14 protein-coding genes and 1 tRNA gene are annotated in these 14,369 nt (G+C 70.5%); 8 read left to right on the top strand and 7 right to left on the bottom strand.

Annotated features, from left to right (window positions below):
- Positions 1-10 precede the first annotated feature (10 nt).
- Together AB0M93_RS38560 and AB0M93_RS38565 are read right to left on the bottom strand one after the other, a co-directional pair.
- On the bottom strand, positions 11-2,842 hold the full coding sequence (locus tag AB0M93_RS38560; RefSeq protein WP_364283710.1) for a PQQ-dependent sugar dehydrogenase: 2,832 nt from the start codon (positions 2,840-2,842) through the stop codon (positions 11-13).
- 111 nt (positions 2,843-2,953) lie between these two features.
- The gene (locus AB0M93_RS38565) at positions 2,954-3,613 is read right to left on the bottom strand and encodes a L,D-transpeptidase (RefSeq protein ID WP_364283713.1); all 660 of its coding nucleotides are present in this window, start codon (positions 3,611-3,613) and stop codon (positions 2,954-2,956) included.
- Between the two features lie 216 nt (positions 3,614-3,829).
- Between AB0M93_RS38565 and AB0M93_RS38570 the strand changes: the two genes are divergently transcribed.
- Positions 3,830-4,339: a hypothetical protein gene (locus AB0M93_RS38570; RefSeq protein ID WP_364283716.1), complete on the top strand. Its 510-nt coding sequence runs from the start codon at positions 3,830-3,832 to the stop codon at positions 4,337-4,339.
- Here the strand turns inward: AB0M93_RS38570 and AB0M93_RS38575 are convergent.
- Together AB0M93_RS38575 and AB0M93_RS38580 are read right to left on the bottom strand one after the other, a co-directional pair.
- Positions 4,329-5,219: a serine/threonine-protein kinase gene (locus AB0M93_RS38575; RefSeq protein ID WP_364283719.1), complete on the bottom strand. Its 891-nt coding sequence runs from the start codon at positions 5,217-5,219 to the stop codon at positions 4,329-4,331. The two genes, AB0M93_RS38570 and AB0M93_RS38575, sit on opposite strands and share 11 nt — an antisense overlap.
- 8 nt (positions 5,220-5,227) lie before the next feature.
- Positions 5,228-6,922 (bottom strand): N-6 DNA methylase, encoded by a 1,695-nt coding sequence (locus AB0M93_RS38580; protein WP_364283722.1) that lies wholly within the window; start codon positions 6,920-6,922, stop codon positions 5,228-5,230.
- Between the two features lie 78 nt (positions 6,923-7,000).
- Here AB0M93_RS38580 and AB0M93_RS38585 point away from each other — a divergent pair, with 78 nt between their 5' ends.
- The 7 genes from AB0M93_RS38585 to AB0M93_RS38615 all read left to right on the top strand — a co-directional run bounded on the left by AB0M93_RS38585 (position 7,001) and on the right by AB0M93_RS38615 (position 13,175).
- Positions 7,001-7,744, top strand: coding sequence for a protein phosphatase 2C domain-containing protein (locus AB0M93_RS38585; RefSeq protein WP_364283724.1), 744 nt, complete (start codon positions 7,001-7,003; stop codon positions 7,742-7,744).
- Positions 7,745-7,788: 44 nt separating this feature from the next.
- A tRNA-Ser gene (locus AB0M93_RS38590) sits at positions 7,789-7,873 on the top strand.
- A gap of 184 nt (positions 7,874-8,057) precedes the next feature.
- Positions 8,058-8,948 (top strand): hypothetical protein, encoded by an 891-nt coding sequence (locus AB0M93_RS38595; RefSeq protein WP_364283727.1) that lies wholly within the window; start codon positions 8,058-8,060, stop codon positions 8,946-8,948.
- 548 nt (positions 8,949-9,496) lie between these two features.
- On the top strand, positions 9,497-9,757 hold the full coding sequence (locus AB0M93_RS38600) for a hypothetical protein (RefSeq protein WP_003056176.1): 261 nt from the start codon (positions 9,497-9,499) through the stop codon (positions 9,755-9,757).
- A gap of 4 nt (positions 9,758-9,761) precedes the next feature.
- On the top strand, positions 9,762-10,007 hold the full coding sequence (locus AB0M93_RS38605) for a hypothetical protein (RefSeq protein ID WP_003056173.1): 246 nt from the start codon (positions 9,762-9,764) through the stop codon (positions 10,005-10,007).
- A gap of 34 nt (positions 10,008-10,041) precedes the next feature.
- A complete protein-coding gene (locus AB0M93_RS38610; RefSeq protein ID WP_364283730.1) occupies positions 10,042-12,771 on the top strand; it encodes an FtsK/SpoIIIE domain-containing protein in 2,730 nt (909 codons plus the stop codon).
- Positions 12,768-13,175, top strand: a complete 408-nt coding sequence (locus tag AB0M93_RS38615; RefSeq protein WP_364283733.1) for a hypothetical protein — start codon at positions 12,768-12,770, stop codon at positions 13,173-13,175. Before AB0M93_RS38610 ends, AB0M93_RS38615 begins: the two co-directional genes overlap by 4 nt.
- On the opposite strand, the gene AB0M93_RS38620 is transcribed toward AB0M93_RS38615, so the two are convergent.
- From AB0M93_RS38620 to AB0M93_RS38630, 3 genes are read right to left on the bottom strand one after another with little or no spacing between them, the layout of a single operon-like run.
- Positions 13,172-13,540 carry a YbaB/EbfC family DNA-binding protein gene (locus AB0M93_RS38620; RefSeq protein WP_364283736.1) on the bottom strand — a complete coding sequence of 123 codons (369 nt, stop codon included), beginning with the start codon at positions 13,538-13,540 and terminating at the stop codon, positions 13,172-13,174. The genes AB0M93_RS38615 and AB0M93_RS38620 overlap by 4 nt on opposite strands.
- A complete protein-coding gene (locus tag AB0M93_RS38625; protein WP_364283739.1) occupies positions 13,537-13,866 on the bottom strand; it encodes a hypothetical protein in 330 nt (109 codons plus the stop codon). The genes AB0M93_RS38620 and AB0M93_RS38625 overlap by 4 nt, the downstream gene beginning before the upstream one ends.
- On the bottom strand, positions 13,863-14,075 hold the full coding sequence (locus AB0M93_RS38630; RefSeq protein WP_364283742.1) for a hypothetical protein: 213 nt from the start codon (positions 14,073-14,075) through the stop codon (positions 13,863-13,865). The genes AB0M93_RS38625 and AB0M93_RS38630 overlap by 4 nt, the downstream gene beginning before the upstream one ends.
- Between the last annotated feature and the right edge of the window lie 294 nt (positions 14,076-14,369).

The raw sequence follows: 14,369 nt of genomic DNA on the forward strand, positions 1-14,369 counted from the left end.
AGGAACGACCTCACCAGGGGCGGTCGACCGACCCGGTGGCGAGGGTGAACGTGATGTAGCCGCCTTCGAAGTCGCTGCGGTACACCCCGTTCGTCACGTACTCGTCCGACCGCGGGTAGTGCAGGTAGGAGTACTCCCACCCGAGCGCCGCCCACCGCTTGCGGATCTCGCCCTTCACCATGTGCGCACCGGTCGCCGTGGTGTAGTAGATCGAGCCGCCGATGCTGAAGTGGTTGTAGCGGCCGCGGCCGTCCGGCGTGCCGAGCTCGTCGGTGGCCGGGTAGCCGAGACCACGCTCGAAGTCCAGCGCCGCCCACTTCTTCCGGATCTCACCGTAGATGGCGTGCGCGCCGGTCGCGCTCGTGAAGTAGATCGACCCGACGTTGCCGCCCTTGATGAAGTGGTTGTAGCGGCCGACGCCGTCCGGCGTGCCGAGCTCGTCGGTCGTCGGGTAGCCGAGGCCACGCTCGAAGTCCAGTGCCGCCCACTTCTTACGGATCTCACCGTAGATCGTGTGCGCGCCCGTCGCGGCCGTGTTGTAGATCGACCCCACGTTGCCGTTGTTGACGAAGTGGTTGTACTGGGCCACGCCGTCCGGCGTCGTCAACGTGTCGGTCGTCGGCGGGCCGAACGCGTTGGCCCCGCCGATGGCGAGGTACTTGGCCAGCACCGGGCCGGTGACGTACACGGTGCCGCCGACGGCACTCCAGTACAGCCGGCCGTTCGCGTAGGCGCGGTAGTGCACCGGCCCGTCGGTGACCTCGGCCGCCGTCGGCGCGCCGAGCGTCGTCCGCAGCGCCGCGTCGGCGTCGTAGCGCTGGTCGATCGGGGTCGCGTAGTTCGCCGTCAGCGTCATGTCGGCGGTGCCGACGGTGACGACCCACGTCGTGTCCGACGGGCCGCCCTGCCAGCCGGTGAACTTCGAGACGCCGTCGACGCCCAGCGGAGCGGCTTCGACGTCGAAGGACGCGCCTTCGGTGACCATGGCCGAGTTGACGCCGCCCTCCACCGGGATGCTCAGCGCCGCGGGCTGCGTGCTGAGCAGGGTGATCCGGTGCCGGCGCGGCATCGCGGTGTACGTGCGGGACGTGGTGACGCCCGCGCTGTCGGTCACCGTCGCGGTGAACTCCATCCGGGAGTCCGGGTGCTCGGTGAACGGCTGCGCGAAGGTTTCCCCGGTGCCGCCGACGCCCGGGTGCGAGTGGCAGGTCGCCTCGCTCGGGCAGTGCCGCACCGCCGTGGTCCAGGTGACCGGCAGCGTGCCGTCCTCGGCGTCGGTCGCGCTGGCGCTCAGCGCGACCTGCTGGTCCACCGCGAACGTCGCGTCGTCCCGTGGCGAGGTCAGGGTGAGCTCCGGGGTGTGGTTGCCGGGCGCGACCGCGATGGTGGCCGTGCCGGTGGCGTTCAGCGGGTCCCGGACGGTCAGCTTCGCGGTGAACGCGGCGGTGCCCGCCGCGTACGGGTGGGTCACCTTCGGGCCGGCGTCGGTCACGACGGTGCCGTCGCCGAAGTCCCAGTCGTACTTCAGCGCGTCGTTGTCGTAGTCGACCGACGAAGAGCCGTCGAAGGACACCGTGCGGGTGTCCGGGTCGGTCGTCGTGGTGGCCTTGGCCACCGGCGCGGTGTTGCCGCCCGGGTAGCTCAGCCGCCGCAGGTTGCCGGAGAGGATGTCGGCGTAGACGATGTCGCCGTTCGGCGCCGCGGCGAACTTGACCGGGCCGCCGATGCCGGTGAAGACCGGCGGGTTCTCCGGGGCCTGCGTGAGCTTGCCCTGGTCGTCGTACCGCAGGGTCCAGATCTTGTTCGTCACGTAGTCGCCGAAGAAGTACGAACCGCGGTACGCCGCCGGGTAGCTGGATCCGTTGTAGACGATCCCGCCCGTGACGCTGTTGCCCTGCATGGCTTCGTTGCCGTGCAGGTACGAGAAGATCGGCGGCTGGTTCGCCACGCCGGTGCACTGCGCGAGCGTGCTGTAACCGGTCGTCGGGTTGTTGCCTTCCCAGCACGGCCAGCCCTGGTTGGAGCCGCGCTGGACGACGTCGACCTCTTCCCAGGTGCTCCAGCCGACGTCACCGGCGACCGGCAGGCCGAGGTTCGGGTCGATGGTGAACCGGAACGGGTTGCGGAAGCCGCGCGCGAACACCTTGCTCGCGGTCGAACCCGGGTTGGTCCCGTCGTAGTACGGGTTCGACGGCACGCCGTTGCCGTCGGCGGTCAGGTGCAGGATCTTGCCGTTCGGGCTGGTGATGTCCTGGGCGCGCAACGCACCCGGGTCGACCTTCCGGAAGTCGCCGTTGTCGCCGATCGACAGCCAGAGCGTGCCGTCCGCGGCCGCGACGACGCCGTCGATGGCGTGGACGTTGGAGATGCCCGGCACCTCGAACACCGACCGCTCGCCGCTCAGCCCGTTCGGCGCGCCCGCGGCGTCCACGGTCACCGTGAACCGCGCCAGCCGCATGACGAAGCCGCTGCCGACGTTGATCGAGCGCGTCAGGTAGATGTTGTGCGATGTCGCGTAGTCCGGCGCGATCGCGAGCCCGACCAGGCCGAGGTCCTCGTTGGTGCGGACCGGGAGCGTCGCGAGCGTCCGGCCCGCGCCGTCGACCGGCAGCCACCGGACGTCGCCGTTCTTGCCGATGACGATCGTCGAGTTGTCCGGCAGGTAGGCGAAGTCCGTCAGCGGATCGTTCCCCAGGCCGGTGTTGGTGTCCTGCAGGACGAATCCCGGTGGAAGTCCTGCTGCCGCCGAAGCCACCCCCGTGGACACGACCGGCAGGAGCGCCCCCGTCAGAACCGCCGTCACCAGGAGGTGGCGGAGTGCGCGAAGTTTTCGCAAGGCCATCTGGCCCCCCTTCCCAAGCGATCACTTATCGCCCGGGAAGGGAGGCCAGTTGCAGACGACGGGTTGATTTTACCCGACTGTGACCTACGGTCGGTGATTGCTTGAATCCCGTTACGGGACAACCTGCACTACGTCGCCGACGTGCAGGGTGTTGAAGAACTTCAGCGACGCGCCCGCCGACAGGTGGATGCAGCCGTGCGAGTACACCGAAAGGCTGCCCTGGTGGAAGGCGTCACCCGGGTAGAAGAAGACCGAGTTCGGCATTTCCGCGTTGTCGAATTCCTTCGACAGGTGCATCTTTTCCTTCGAGTACACGTGGAACGTGCCCGTCGGCGTCGGGTTGCTCTTGCGACCCGGCAGCATCGGCACGGGGCCGTAGACGACCTGGCCGCCCTGCAGGATCCACGCCTTGTGCGCCGAGAGGTCGACGCAGGCAGCGGTGCCGGCCGCCGCGGCGGCCGCCGCGCACGGAACGCCCGGGTCGGCCGCGGGCTGCGGCGCCGGGGTCGGCTTGGGCTTCGGCTTCGGCTTGGCCGAGGTGCTGGTCGGCGCCGGCTTGGTGGACGCCGGGGTGGGCGTCGGCGTCGGAGTGGGGGTGGCGCTCGTCGTCGCCGTGGGGGCGGCGCTCGAGGTCGTCGGCGTCCCACCGCCGGTCCCCGCGGCGACGGCCCCGCCGCCCGCGTTCGCCCCGCCGGCCGCGCCCCCGCCGGAGCAGGCGGCCAGCACGAACGCGGTGGCCAGCGCGGCCGCTCCCGCCAGAAGCCTCTTCACGATCCGGTACCCCCAGCTGTTTCGATCATCGCCTTTGGACACCGGTAAAGACGGCGTTCACCCGTTCGAGGTTCGTCGGCGAAGGTCACGATTTGGGTAGCCGCGGTCAACCCGCAGGTGGAGACGCAGATCCACCCGGGCCCGGTCCGCGGGCCGACGCCCCCGGGCCGCCGTTCGCCGAAGCTGAGCGGACCATCGAACCCCGGGGAGCCCGCAATGCCCAGCGCCACGAACGTCCTGCTCTACGTCGCCATCGCCGGCCTCGTCCTCTACAAGGTCGTCTACCAGCAGGTCCGCGGCACGCTGCTCAACCGCAGGACGCTGGTGACGACGCCGCTGCTGCTCGTCGCGGTGGGCGCGTACCTGACGCTGAAAGCGCTGCCCGGCACGTCCGCGGGCGAGCTGGGCCTGCTCGCCGCCGACCTGCTGGTGCTCGCCGGGCTCGGCGTGCTGCGCAGCACCACGACCACCCTCACCGCGCGCGGAGGCACGACGTTCCAGAAGGGCTCGGCCGTCACGGTGGGGTTGTGGGCCCTCACGGTCGCGGTCCGGATCGGACTGGTCGCGCTCGGTACCGCGCTGGGGGTGGCGGGCCCGCTGACCTCGGCGTCGGTCGCGCTCAGCCTCGGGTTGAGCATCGCGGTGCAGAACGCGACGACCCACCGCCGGATCCGCCGCCTCGGCCTGCCGCTCGCCGAGCGGCGCCCGGCGGCGCTCAGCCGCTGACGCGGCCCAGCATCCGCGCGTACATCCGGCCCGGGCTGGGCACCGACGCCGGCACCAGGAACCCCGGCAGCGGCGGCAGCCCGCCGACGAACGCGCCGAGCCGCTCGTACAGCACTGCGGCCCCGGCCGGGCGGCCTTCGGGGTCCTTCGCCAGCATCTCGGCGAGCAGCTTGTTGAGCGGTTTCGGGACGCCCGCCACCGGCGGCGGCAGTTCCTTGACCTGCCGCTCGAACACCGCGTACGCCGTGGGCCCGTCGAAGAGCCGCCGCCCGGTGAGCATCTCGTGCAGCACGCAGCCCAGCGCGTAGAGGTCGCTGCGCGGTTCGGCGCCGCCGCGCTGGATCTGCTCCGGCGCCATGTACGACGGCGTCCCCAGCAGCTGCCCGGCCCGCGTGAACTGCGCCGCGTCGGCCTCGCGGAGCACGGCGAGCCCGAAGTCCATCACCTTCACGCCGCCGTCGGGCCCGAGCATCAGGTTGGACGGCTTGAGGTCGCGGTGGCAGACCGCAAGGGCGTGGGCGGCGGTCAGCACCGCGCACGCCTGCGCCGCGATCGCCGCGGCCCACGGCACCGGCAGCGGCCCGTGTTCGGCGAGCAGGTCGGCCACGGTCACGCCGTCGACGAACTGCATGACCTGGAACAACCGGTCGTCGTGGGTGCCGTAGTCGTACAGCGTCGGGACGCCGGGGTGGTCGAGCGTCGCGAGAATGCGGGCCTCGCGCGCGAAGCGGGCTTCGAGCTCTTCGTCGCGGCCCGGCAGTCTGAGCAGCTTGATCGCCACGCGGCGGCCCAGCCGGCGGTCGTACCCGCCGTGCACCGCACCCATCCCGCCGCGGCCGAGCGGCAGCTCGTCGAGCTCGTAGCGGTCGGCGATCAGCATCCGTTCCCCTATCGGCCCGGGCTGAGCCGTCCTTCGACAAGTCCAGCGAAGCCTAGCCGGACCAGGTCACGGCCGATTTCCGCCGCCTCGCGCAGGACGTCGTCGAACTCGGCGAGCTTCGCGAAGACCTCGCCGTACTCGCGCTGGACGGCGAGCGGGACGCGCGGGATCCGCACGCGCCTGCCGTCGATCCGGGTGGACGCGGACGTGGCGGGCAGGTCGGCCGCGCGCAGGCAGCCGGCCAGGAAACCCGCGTCGAGCCGGCCGTTGTCGACGCGGTAGACGGTGAGCCCGGCCCCCACCGGCCGCGGCGGTCCACTGTGGACATACGCGATGCCCGTCACCGACGCGACGACGTCACCCGCTTCGGCGACCGGGGCCTCGGCGTCCGCACGCACACCCGCGTACCTGACCTCGACCACGCCGGCCTTCACCAGCTCGCCGATCGTCGTGAACGCCGGTTCGGCGTCCGCCGCCTCGAGCGGCGGCAGCTGCGGGGTCAGCTCGGCGAACCGGGCCCGTACGACCTGGAACGCCTGCCCGGGGTCCTCGTCCCTGGCGCGGCGGCGGGCCGGCGTGAGGTCGACGTCGTCGTCGAGCAGGTCGATGATCCGAACGCCGGATTCAGGGCGCGCCAAGAACTCGTGCCAGCTCTCCTCCACTGTGGACAGGTCGTCCCCCGCTTCGCCGAGCAGCACCGTGAACGGCGGTCGCTCGCCGGGGGACGGCCGCCTCAGCAGCCAGAGGTCGGGACCCGCAGGCGCCAGCGTCACGACGGCGCGGACCGCGCCCGCGCGCAGCAGGTTGCCGCGGATGCGTTTCCCGCTGCGTCGCCCGGCCGCCGCGCCCGGCATCAGGATCGCCACCGTGCCACCGGGTTCGACGTGCGCCAGGCAGTGCTGCACCCAGGCGAGCTCGGGTTCGCCACGTGGGGGCAGGCCGTATTCCCAGCGTTCGTCGCCGACCAGCTCGTCGTGCCCCCAGGCGCGTTCGTTGAACGGCGGATCGCACAACACGGCTTCGGCGGTCCGGCCCGCGAAGGCGTCTTCGCGCAACGCGTCGACCGCGTAGACCTCGGCCTCGATGCCGCGCAACCGCAGCCGCAGCGCCGCGATCGACGCCGTCATCGGGTCGCTGTCCTGCCCCAGCACGGTTTTCGCGCCGCTCGCCAGCGCGAGCGCGCCGAAGCCGCACGCGGGGTCGAGGATCGTCGACACCGGGCCGGCCAGCCGGGCCATCAGCTCGGCGACCGGCTCCGGCGTCGCCGACAACCGCCGCGAGTGCGCCTCGAAGTACCGGCGGCACAACAGTTCGAACGCCTCGGCCGGGCCGAGATGGTGCGTCAGCTCGCTGAGCAGCGTGAGCAGCTCCGGGTCGTCGAGCGCGCTGTCGAAGGTGTCGAAGACGCCGGCCTGGAAGGCGAAGAAGCCCCCGGCGCGGCTGACGCGCTCGGCGAGGTCGAGGTCGTCGCCGAGGGCGCGCAGTCGCTGCCACGCGCGTTCGCCCGCGCTGAGCTCGAACTTCTTGCCGCGGGCGCGGAACCAGCCGGCGACGGCGGACAGGCCGAACAGCGGGCTCGACGCCGTGCCGCCGACCGGCTGCGGGAAGTCCGGGTAGCGGCGGCGCCAGTTGCTGACCGCGGCCCGGCCGACCCCGGCGAGCCGCGCGATGTCGGCCGCGCTGACCGTGGCGTCGTCGTCCATGGCGAGGACTGTATCGGAGGATGGGCCATTCAGCGGCCTTGCTTGTGAACTCAGTCAACCAATGCTTTCATGGGGGACATGACAGAAGATCGGTACGTCCTGCGGTACGCCGCCGGGTCGGACGTCGGCAAGCGACGCCGGATCAACGAGGACTCGGTCTACGCGAGTTCCCGCCTGCTGGCCGTCGCCGACGGCATCGGCGGTCAGCCGCACGGCGAGGTCGCCAGCGCGACGGCGGTCGACGTGCTGCGCGAGCTCGAGGTCGACCTGCGCCGGATGGACCTGACCAGCGTCGACCTGGCAGCAACATTGGCGGGCGTGGTCAAGTCGATCGCCGAGCGGCTGCTCGAAGTGGCGTCGCAGGAGCCGACGACCGAAGGCATGGGCACGACACTGACGGCACTGCTGTTCGACGGCATCGAGTTCGCGGCGGCCCACATCGGCGACTCCCGCGGTTACCTCCTGCGCGACGGCGGCCTGCGCAGGCTGACCCGCGACCACACGCTCGTCCAGGCCCTGGTCGAAGACGGCCGCGTCGCAGCGGAGGACGCGGAGAACCACCCCCGCCGATCGCTGCTGATGAAAGCGCTGCAGACAACGGGCTCGGGCGACCCGGACATCTGGACGTTCAAGGCCAAGCCGGGCGACCGCTACCTGCTCTGTTCGGACGGCCTGAGCGGCCCGGTCTCCGAAGCAACCCTCCGCGACGTCCTGGCGGCCGGCACGGAACCGGCAGAGGTGATCCCGGAGCTGATCCGCCTGGCCAACGAAGGCGGCGGCCCGGACAACATCACGTGCGTGGTCGCCGACGTCACGCCCTGACCCACCTTCCGGGGGACCTGGAGCCATCCGGTATCGTCTTCTGCGGAGGATTGGCCGAGCGGCCTAAGGCGCACGCTTGGAAAGCGTGTTGGGTTCACGCCCTCGCAGGTTCGAATCCTGTATCCTCCGCGCTCGAAGCAGGCGAACGCCGGGCACTTCCTTCGCGGGGTGCCCGGCGTTCGTCGTCTCGGCCCCGGGCAGGTTTCGTTCTACGCCAAATCAAGGCGACACCTAACCCGATAGGGTGACCCCCCGGACGAAGTTGATCTAGCAATCCGGGTGGGAAATCATGGGGAAAATCCGCCGTCTGGCGATGATCGCAACCGGTGTCGTGGCGAGTATGGCGATGGGGGCCGGGCCGGCTTCCGCCGCGGCTTCTTCGGTGGAGCTCCCCGAGGGGATGACCGCCAGCTACCTCGTCGTCGACCAGGAGACCGGCCAGAGCTTCGGCTCCGACGAGCACAAGCAGTACCGCTCGGCCTCGCTCGTCAAGTTGTTCATCGCCCTCGACTACCTCGAATCGCACGGTCCCGACTACGAAATCCCGGCCGACGACCTGGCGCTGCTCGAGCCGATGCTGCGCTCCAGCAACGACGACGCCGCCAGCACGCTGTGGGTCCGCGACGGCTGGGAAGAAATCGTCAAGCGGATGGTCACCGAGCTCGGTCTCACCGACACCGCGCCGCCCACCGCCCGTGGCAAGTGGGGCTACACCGCGATCAGCGCCGCGGACATCGTCCGGACCTACCAGTACATCGAGCACGAAGCGAACCCGAAGTACCGGGACTTCATCCTGAGCAACCTGGCGCAGTCGACCAAGTGCGGTTCGGACGGTTTCGACCAGTCGTTCGGCCTCCCGAGCGCGGTGCCCGGGCCGAAGGCGGTCAAGCAGGGGTGGTCCGGTTTCGGCGCCGCGCCCGCGCCCGGCGAGCAGTGCACGGAGACCGACGCCCAGGTGCTGCGCGTGCTGCGCTCGCCGGAGGTCAAGGCCGCCACCGCGGTCGCGTCCAGCGGCGACGGTCCGACCGGCGCCCAGGACATCGACCTGACCAGCCGCGCGATGCACACGAGCGGCATCGTCGGGGGCGACAACGGCAAGATCGTGGTGGTGCTGACCCTGGAGCCGACGACTCTGTCGTGGCAGGACTCCGCCGCCCGGATCACCGAGCTGACCCGGAACGTCTACTACGACTGCGCGCTCTGAGGCTTCGGACGCGGTAGCGCTCTTTCCGGAAACGCCGGGCATCCCACTGCGGGGGTGCCCGGCGTTTGCCGTCTCAGCGCGGTTGCTCGCCGGACCCGCCGCCGAAGAGCTTGCGCGACCCACCGTCGGTATGCCTCGGACACGGTTGCGCGGCACTTTCAGCCCACTCGAACATGAAATGCCTTCGATGCTGGGGAATTCTGCGCCTGTACGCGGAGTTACGAACAGGGCTGAGCGCAGACCGTTACTCCGGTCGCGCTAGTCTCAGCCACACCTCGCCCGCCCCTGTCGAGAAAGGCCAGCAGTGGCACGAAAACCGCTCTGACCTGGGGTAGCGCTGGCCAGCGACTTCAGTGTGCGGTTCTGGTGGCGGGTTACCCCCGCACAGACCGTGATCGGCCCGGCCCCGGACGTTCCCACGTCCGGGGCCTTGCTGATTCCGGACCCGCGGTCACTCGGCAAAGTCTGATGATCACGCTGTGTCGCTGGATCTGTTTCAATGGAATCCGTCCCCGTACGACCACCAGATTTCGAGGAGTAGAGGCCCGATGGCCGGAGTCGAAGAGATCCGCGCTGGCATCGCGCTCGCCAACGAGAAGGCGTCCGCGAGCATCGCCGCCCTGCAACAGGCAGCGCAGTCTCTCGAAGAAGCCCAGCAGTCGCTCGCACAAGCGACCCAAGGGAGCAGCCAGCACGAAGTGAGCCAGGCACACGGACTCCTGGCGGAGGCCCTGCAGGGCATCAACGGCCTGCAGAGCACCGTCCAGGCCAGCATTTCCTCCGCCGACTCCTACTCGGCGCGTCTCTAGCCGGATGACGCTCGCCGAACTCCACCAGCTGCTCACCGCTGCCGTGACCGGGCTCGCCGACGCGCGGGCCCACTCCGAACGGGCCACAAGCCTGCTCGGGGAAGCCCGGCAAGCTCTCGTGGATGCCCAGGCCAAGGCCGATCCCTGGCTTCCTTCGCAGTACGCACAGGCCGGCGAGGGGCTGGACCAGCTCCTCGTCCGCCTGCACGCCGCCGAAGATCTGGTGAGCGGATACCGGTCGCGCCTGTAATCCTTGTAGGGGACACCTTTTCTTGGGGACGCCGATGGCCAACAAGTCAGCCGAGCAACGCAACCGCGTCGAAACCGCCCTCGACCGGGTCCGCCACCAGATCGGACTGGTACTGGGCGCGGCGGCCGGGGCGCGCCAAGCCGCGGAGGCCGATCTCGCCAAACTCCAGCTGGAGCGGGACATCGTCCGCGTCGGCCTGAACCACGCCAGCACCGAGCAGCAGAACGAATGGGCTCGCCACCCCGCCGCGCACGAGGTGTTCGGCGCGCTCGGCACCGTGCGAAGCGCTTTCTACACCGACTGGAGCCAGGGTCCCGCGACGCTGCGGGAACTGGTCGCGCAGAACGCACCCGGCCCGGCCGGGCTGCCGGCGGGCGACTGGCTCGGCACGGTCGGCCACAACCCCGGGCTGACCTCGCCCGGGCTGTGGCGCGTCGGCTTCGCCACGGCGGCCGGCAGCGACGCCACCCGCACGTTCGACGTCGCCGTCCCGTTGCTCGACGAGTCGCACCTGGCGATCACGTCGGCGCCCAAGACGCGGCCGGTGATCGACGGGATCGTGCAGAACCTGCTGATCCGCGTGCTCTCGACGTTCGAGCCCGGCGCGGTGCGCGTGCACCTGTGGGACATCGGGCAACTGACCGCGATCCTGCCCGACCTCTACCCGCTGAGCCAGACCAGCGCGCTCTCGCTGTATGACCCGGGCCGGCTCGAAGACCTCCTCGACGAGCTGGCCGGGCACATCCGCCGGATCCACGCCAGCTGCATGTCCGCCGGGTTCACGTCGCTGCGCGAGATGCGCGCCACGACCGGGCAGCGCGGCGAGCCGTACCGCATCGTCGTGCTCTACGGCAACGGCGAGACCCTCGAACCCGAACGCGCCCGCGACCTCAAGCGCGTCGCGAGCGGGGCGCTGGCGGCCGGCATCTGCCTGATCATGGTCGACGTGCCGACGGCGGTGAGCGCACCGGTCGAGACGCTGAGCCTGGTCGACGACCGGCACGCGATCAGCAGCATGACCGGCACCGACCTGGTCGTCGACCTCGATCCCGCGATGCCGTCGGCGCAGGTGATCCGGGCCGTCGACAAGATCGCCAAGGCGCTGATCGCCAAGCAGGGCGGGCCGCGGTCGTTCGACGACCTGCTGCCGGCCGAGCTGGGCCGGGAAAGCTCGGCGCGGGAACTGCGGGCCCCGGTCGGGTTCTTCGAAGGCGAGCCGATCGAGGTCGTGATCGGCGACGCGAGCCCGCACGCGCTGATCGGCGGCCCGTCCGGTTCGGGCAAGACGAACTTCCTCTACGCACTGCTCGGCAGCCTCGCCGCGCGGTACACGCCGGAGGAGCTGGCGCTGTACCTGCTGGACTTCAAGGAAGGCGTGTCGTTCGCCGGGCTGGCGCCGGGCCGCAAGGACGCGAGCTGGCTGCCGCACGCGCGGCTGGTCGGCGTCAACGTCAACACCGACCGCGAGTTCGGCTTGGCGCTGCTGCGGTTCCTCGCCGACGAGCTGCGTCGCCGGTCCGCGGCCGCGAAGGAACACGAGGTGACGAACCTCGCCGACCTCCGCGAAGCCGATCCGGGCGGCCACTGGCCGCGGATCGTCGCGGTGATCGACGAGTTCCAGTACCTGTTCGCCGGCCGCGACCAGGTGACGGCGACGGCCACGCAGCTGCTGGAGGACATCGCGCGGCGCGGCCGGTCACAGGGCATCCACCTGGTGCTGGCCAGCCAGGACGTCGCCGGCATCGAAGCGTTCTGGGGCAAGCCGGCGGTGTTCGAGCAGTGCACGCTGCGGATCGCGATGCCGAAGGCGCGGCGCGTGCTGGCCGAGACGAACAACGCGGCGGTGTCGGCGCCGAAGTGGCACGCGGTGATCAACCACGACTCCGGCGTCGCGCACGGCAACCAGCTGGCCCACATCCCGGACGCGAGCAGCAAGAACGTGTTCGTCCGGCTGCAGCACCGGCTGTGGGAGGAGTACGCGGGCCACTTCCCGCGGCCCCGCCTGTTCGACGGCGCGCATTCGCCGATCCTGGAACGGTTCCCGGCCTACTTGGACCTGAAGCCGAACTCCAAGCCACGGGCGCTGCTCGGCCAGTCGATCGACGTGACGGAGACGGCGTGCGGCGTCGACCTGCCGCGCGCGCCGGGCCGCAACGTCGCGGTCCTCGGGTCGGCCACCGCGGAGGCACTGTCCATCATGGACTCCTCGGCGCGCTCGCTGTCCCGGCAGTACGAATCCGGCGAAGTCGAGTTCATCTTGAGCTGCCCGATCGAGGCGTGCGCCGACGCGGCGATGGAGCTGGCCTTGCGGCTGCGCGACGACGGCCACGCGGCGTCCCTGGTGGACGACCTGACCGGCGTCCTGGAGTCGATGACCGGCTCGATGTCGGGCGGGGCGAAGGTGCTGCTGCTCTACGGCGTCGACGCGGCTTTGCCGGCACTGGAGGCGAAAGCGGTCGGCCAGCTGAAGAGCGGCCTGGACCACCTGCGGGTGATCCTGAAGCAGGGGCCGGGCCACGGCATCCACACGATCGGCTGGTGGCGCAGCATCGCCCGGCTCAAGGACACACTGGGGTTCGCGGGCACCGACGACATCGGCTCGTGGGCGGCGCTCGACGTCCAGGGCAACGAGCTGTCCCCGTTCGCGGCGGGCCAGGTGGTGCACTGGTCACCGCGCCCGGGCCGCGCGTTGTTCTTCGACCGCACCACCCACGGCGCCCCCGAAGTGATCATCCCGTTCCAGCGTCCGGAGAACGTGCAATGACCGACGACGGCGCGACCGCGGCCATGCGGTACAAGGAGATCATCGCCCTGTCCCGCGGCTCGGCGGACAACCTGCGCCAGTGGGAACTGGCCCGGGCAGAGGCCCTGGAAGCGGAGATCGAGGCCGCAACGGCGGCGATCGAGGTGGCCACCGAGCGCGAAGCGAGGGCGGCCGAGCGGGCCACGCGCTGGTGGAAAATGGCGCTCCACAACATCCAGGGCCTGACATGGCTGCCCCCGGGCGACGACCCGCGCCCGGTTTCCACGGCCCGCGCGGCGTATCTGGAGCGGTACCTCGAGGAGGTCAAGCCGAGTTACCAGGAGCTGGTGCAGGCGGTGCTGGCGTTGGGGTGGCGGGCGAAGCGGGCGGCGGCCAAGCGGGGAGAGCAGCCACCGCCGGTCTAGACGTCGAAGACGGTGTCGTAGGGATCATCGTCGTCCGCGGGGGCTTGCTTGCGCTGCGGCGGTCGCCGGGGCTGCGGTGCCGGCGGGGGCACCGGTGGCGGGTTTGCCCCGGCGGCTTCCCGGATGGCGGCGGTGATGGTCCGGCTCAGTGTGCCCGCGTCGAGCCGCATGGCTTCGGGTGCGAGCCTCACCTCGCTGATCCCAGCGGGCCCGGCCAGGACGGTGACCGATCGATCCGGCGAGACGACGGTCGTGTGGTTGCTCGCGGCGATTCCGGCGAGGAGGCGCTGGTTTTCGGCCTTGCGGTCTTCGATCTGCTTGAGCTGCCAGCGCATTTCCTCGATGAGCTGTGCGTTGTCGGTCATGCGAGTCTCCCCGGCTGGTGCGGCGTGTACACGAACTCGTAGTACTTCCCGACCCGGTGGTCGATCAGCGAGTAGCCCCGGCTGCCCGCGACCCGCAGCAGATCCTCCTGGGACAACCCGATCTCCATCTTCCGGATGCACACCTGGTTCCGGCCGTCGAGCTGTGCGGCCAAACGCGCCATTTGCTTCTCGCACGACTTCGTCGAACGGAGGACCCGGACGATCGTCAACGTCAGACCGCCTGCGATCACGACGCCCATCAGGACGAGGAAGATCACCCGCATGGCCGGTGACTCGGTCGTACCGGCCGCCACCGTGCTGATCACGACGTTTCCCCGCTTCGGAGACTCCAAGCCACATCTCGCACGGCGGCGGTGATGGTCCGGCTCAGCGTGCCCGCGTCGAGCCGCATGGCCTCGGGCGCGAGCCGGACCTCGCTCCCACCGGGCCCGGCCAGCACGGTGACGGACCGATCCAGGGATACGACGGTCGTGTGGTTGCTCCCGGCGATTCCGGCGAACTCTGCGTTGTTCATGGTCTCCCCGGTACACGGACGAACTCGTAGTAGCTGCCGAACGAGTGCTTTATCAGGCCGTAGCCACGGCTGTGCGCGACCCAGCGGAGGTCTGCCTCCGTCACGCCGAATTCCACCGTTCGGATGGAGACGCGCTCCCGGCCGTCGAGCCGGGCAGCCAAGCGGGACAGCTGCTGTTCCCGTGTTCCCGGCCTCGCGCGATCCGAGCGGCGCTCACCTTCCACCGCGCTACGAGAAGACCGCCGAGCACCAGAAACATCAGCACGACGAGCAGGGGTGAGAGGGCGTTGCCGG

This window comes from Amycolatopsis sp. NPDC051102, assembly GCF_040682815.1.
Taxonomy (GTDB): domain Bacteria; phylum Actinomycetota; class Actinomycetes; order Mycobacteriales; family Pseudonocardiaceae; genus Amycolatopsis.

What these genes read in the sequence shown, in the direction of transcription:
- AB0M93_RS38560 (WP_364283710.1), bottom strand. Translation starts at nt 2,842, where the DNA reads ATGGCCTTGCGAAAACTTCGCGCACTCCGCCACCTCCTGGTGACGGCG.
- AB0M93_RS38570 (WP_364283716.1), top strand. Translation starts at nt 3,830, where the DNA reads ATGCCCAGCGCCACGAACGTCCTGCTCTACGTCGCCATCGCCGGCCTC.
- AB0M93_RS38575 (WP_364283719.1), bottom strand. Translation starts at nt 5,219, where the DNA reads ATGCTGATCGCCGACCGCTACGAGCTCGACGAGCTGCCGCTCGGCCGC.
- AB0M93_RS38580 (WP_364283722.1), bottom strand. Translation starts at nt 6,922, where the DNA reads ATGGACGACGACGCCACGGTCAGCGCGGCCGACATCGCGCGGCTCGCC.
- AB0M93_RS38585 (WP_364283724.1), top strand. Translation starts at nt 7,001, where the DNA reads ATGACAGAAGATCGGTACGTCCTGCGGTACGCCGCCGGGTCGGACGTC.
- AB0M93_RS38595 (WP_364283727.1), top strand. Translation starts at nt 8,058, where the DNA reads ATGATCGCAACCGGTGTCGTGGCGAGTATGGCGATGGGGGCCGGGCCG.
- AB0M93_RS38600 (WP_003056176.1), top strand. Translation starts at nt 9,497, where the DNA reads ATGGCCGGAGTCGAAGAGATCCGCGCTGGCATCGCGCTCGCCAACGAG.
- AB0M93_RS38605 (WP_003056173.1), top strand. Translation starts at nt 9,762, where the DNA reads ATGACGCTCGCCGAACTCCACCAGCTGCTCACCGCTGCCGTGACCGGG.
- AB0M93_RS38610 (WP_364283730.1), top strand. Translation starts at nt 10,042, where the DNA reads ATGGCCAACAAGTCAGCCGAGCAACGCAACCGCGTCGAAACCGCCCTC.
- AB0M93_RS38615 (WP_364283733.1), top strand. Translation starts at nt 12,768, where the DNA reads ATGACCGACGACGGCGCGACCGCGGCCATGCGGTACAAGGAGATCATC.
- AB0M93_RS38620 (WP_364283736.1), bottom strand. Translation starts at nt 13,540, where the DNA reads ATGACCGACAACGCACAGCTCATCGAGGAAATGCGCTGGCAGCTCAAG.
- AB0M93_RS38630 (WP_364283742.1), bottom strand. Translation starts at nt 14,075, where the DNA reads ATGAACAACGCAGAGTTCGCCGGAATCGCCGGGAGCAACCACACGACC.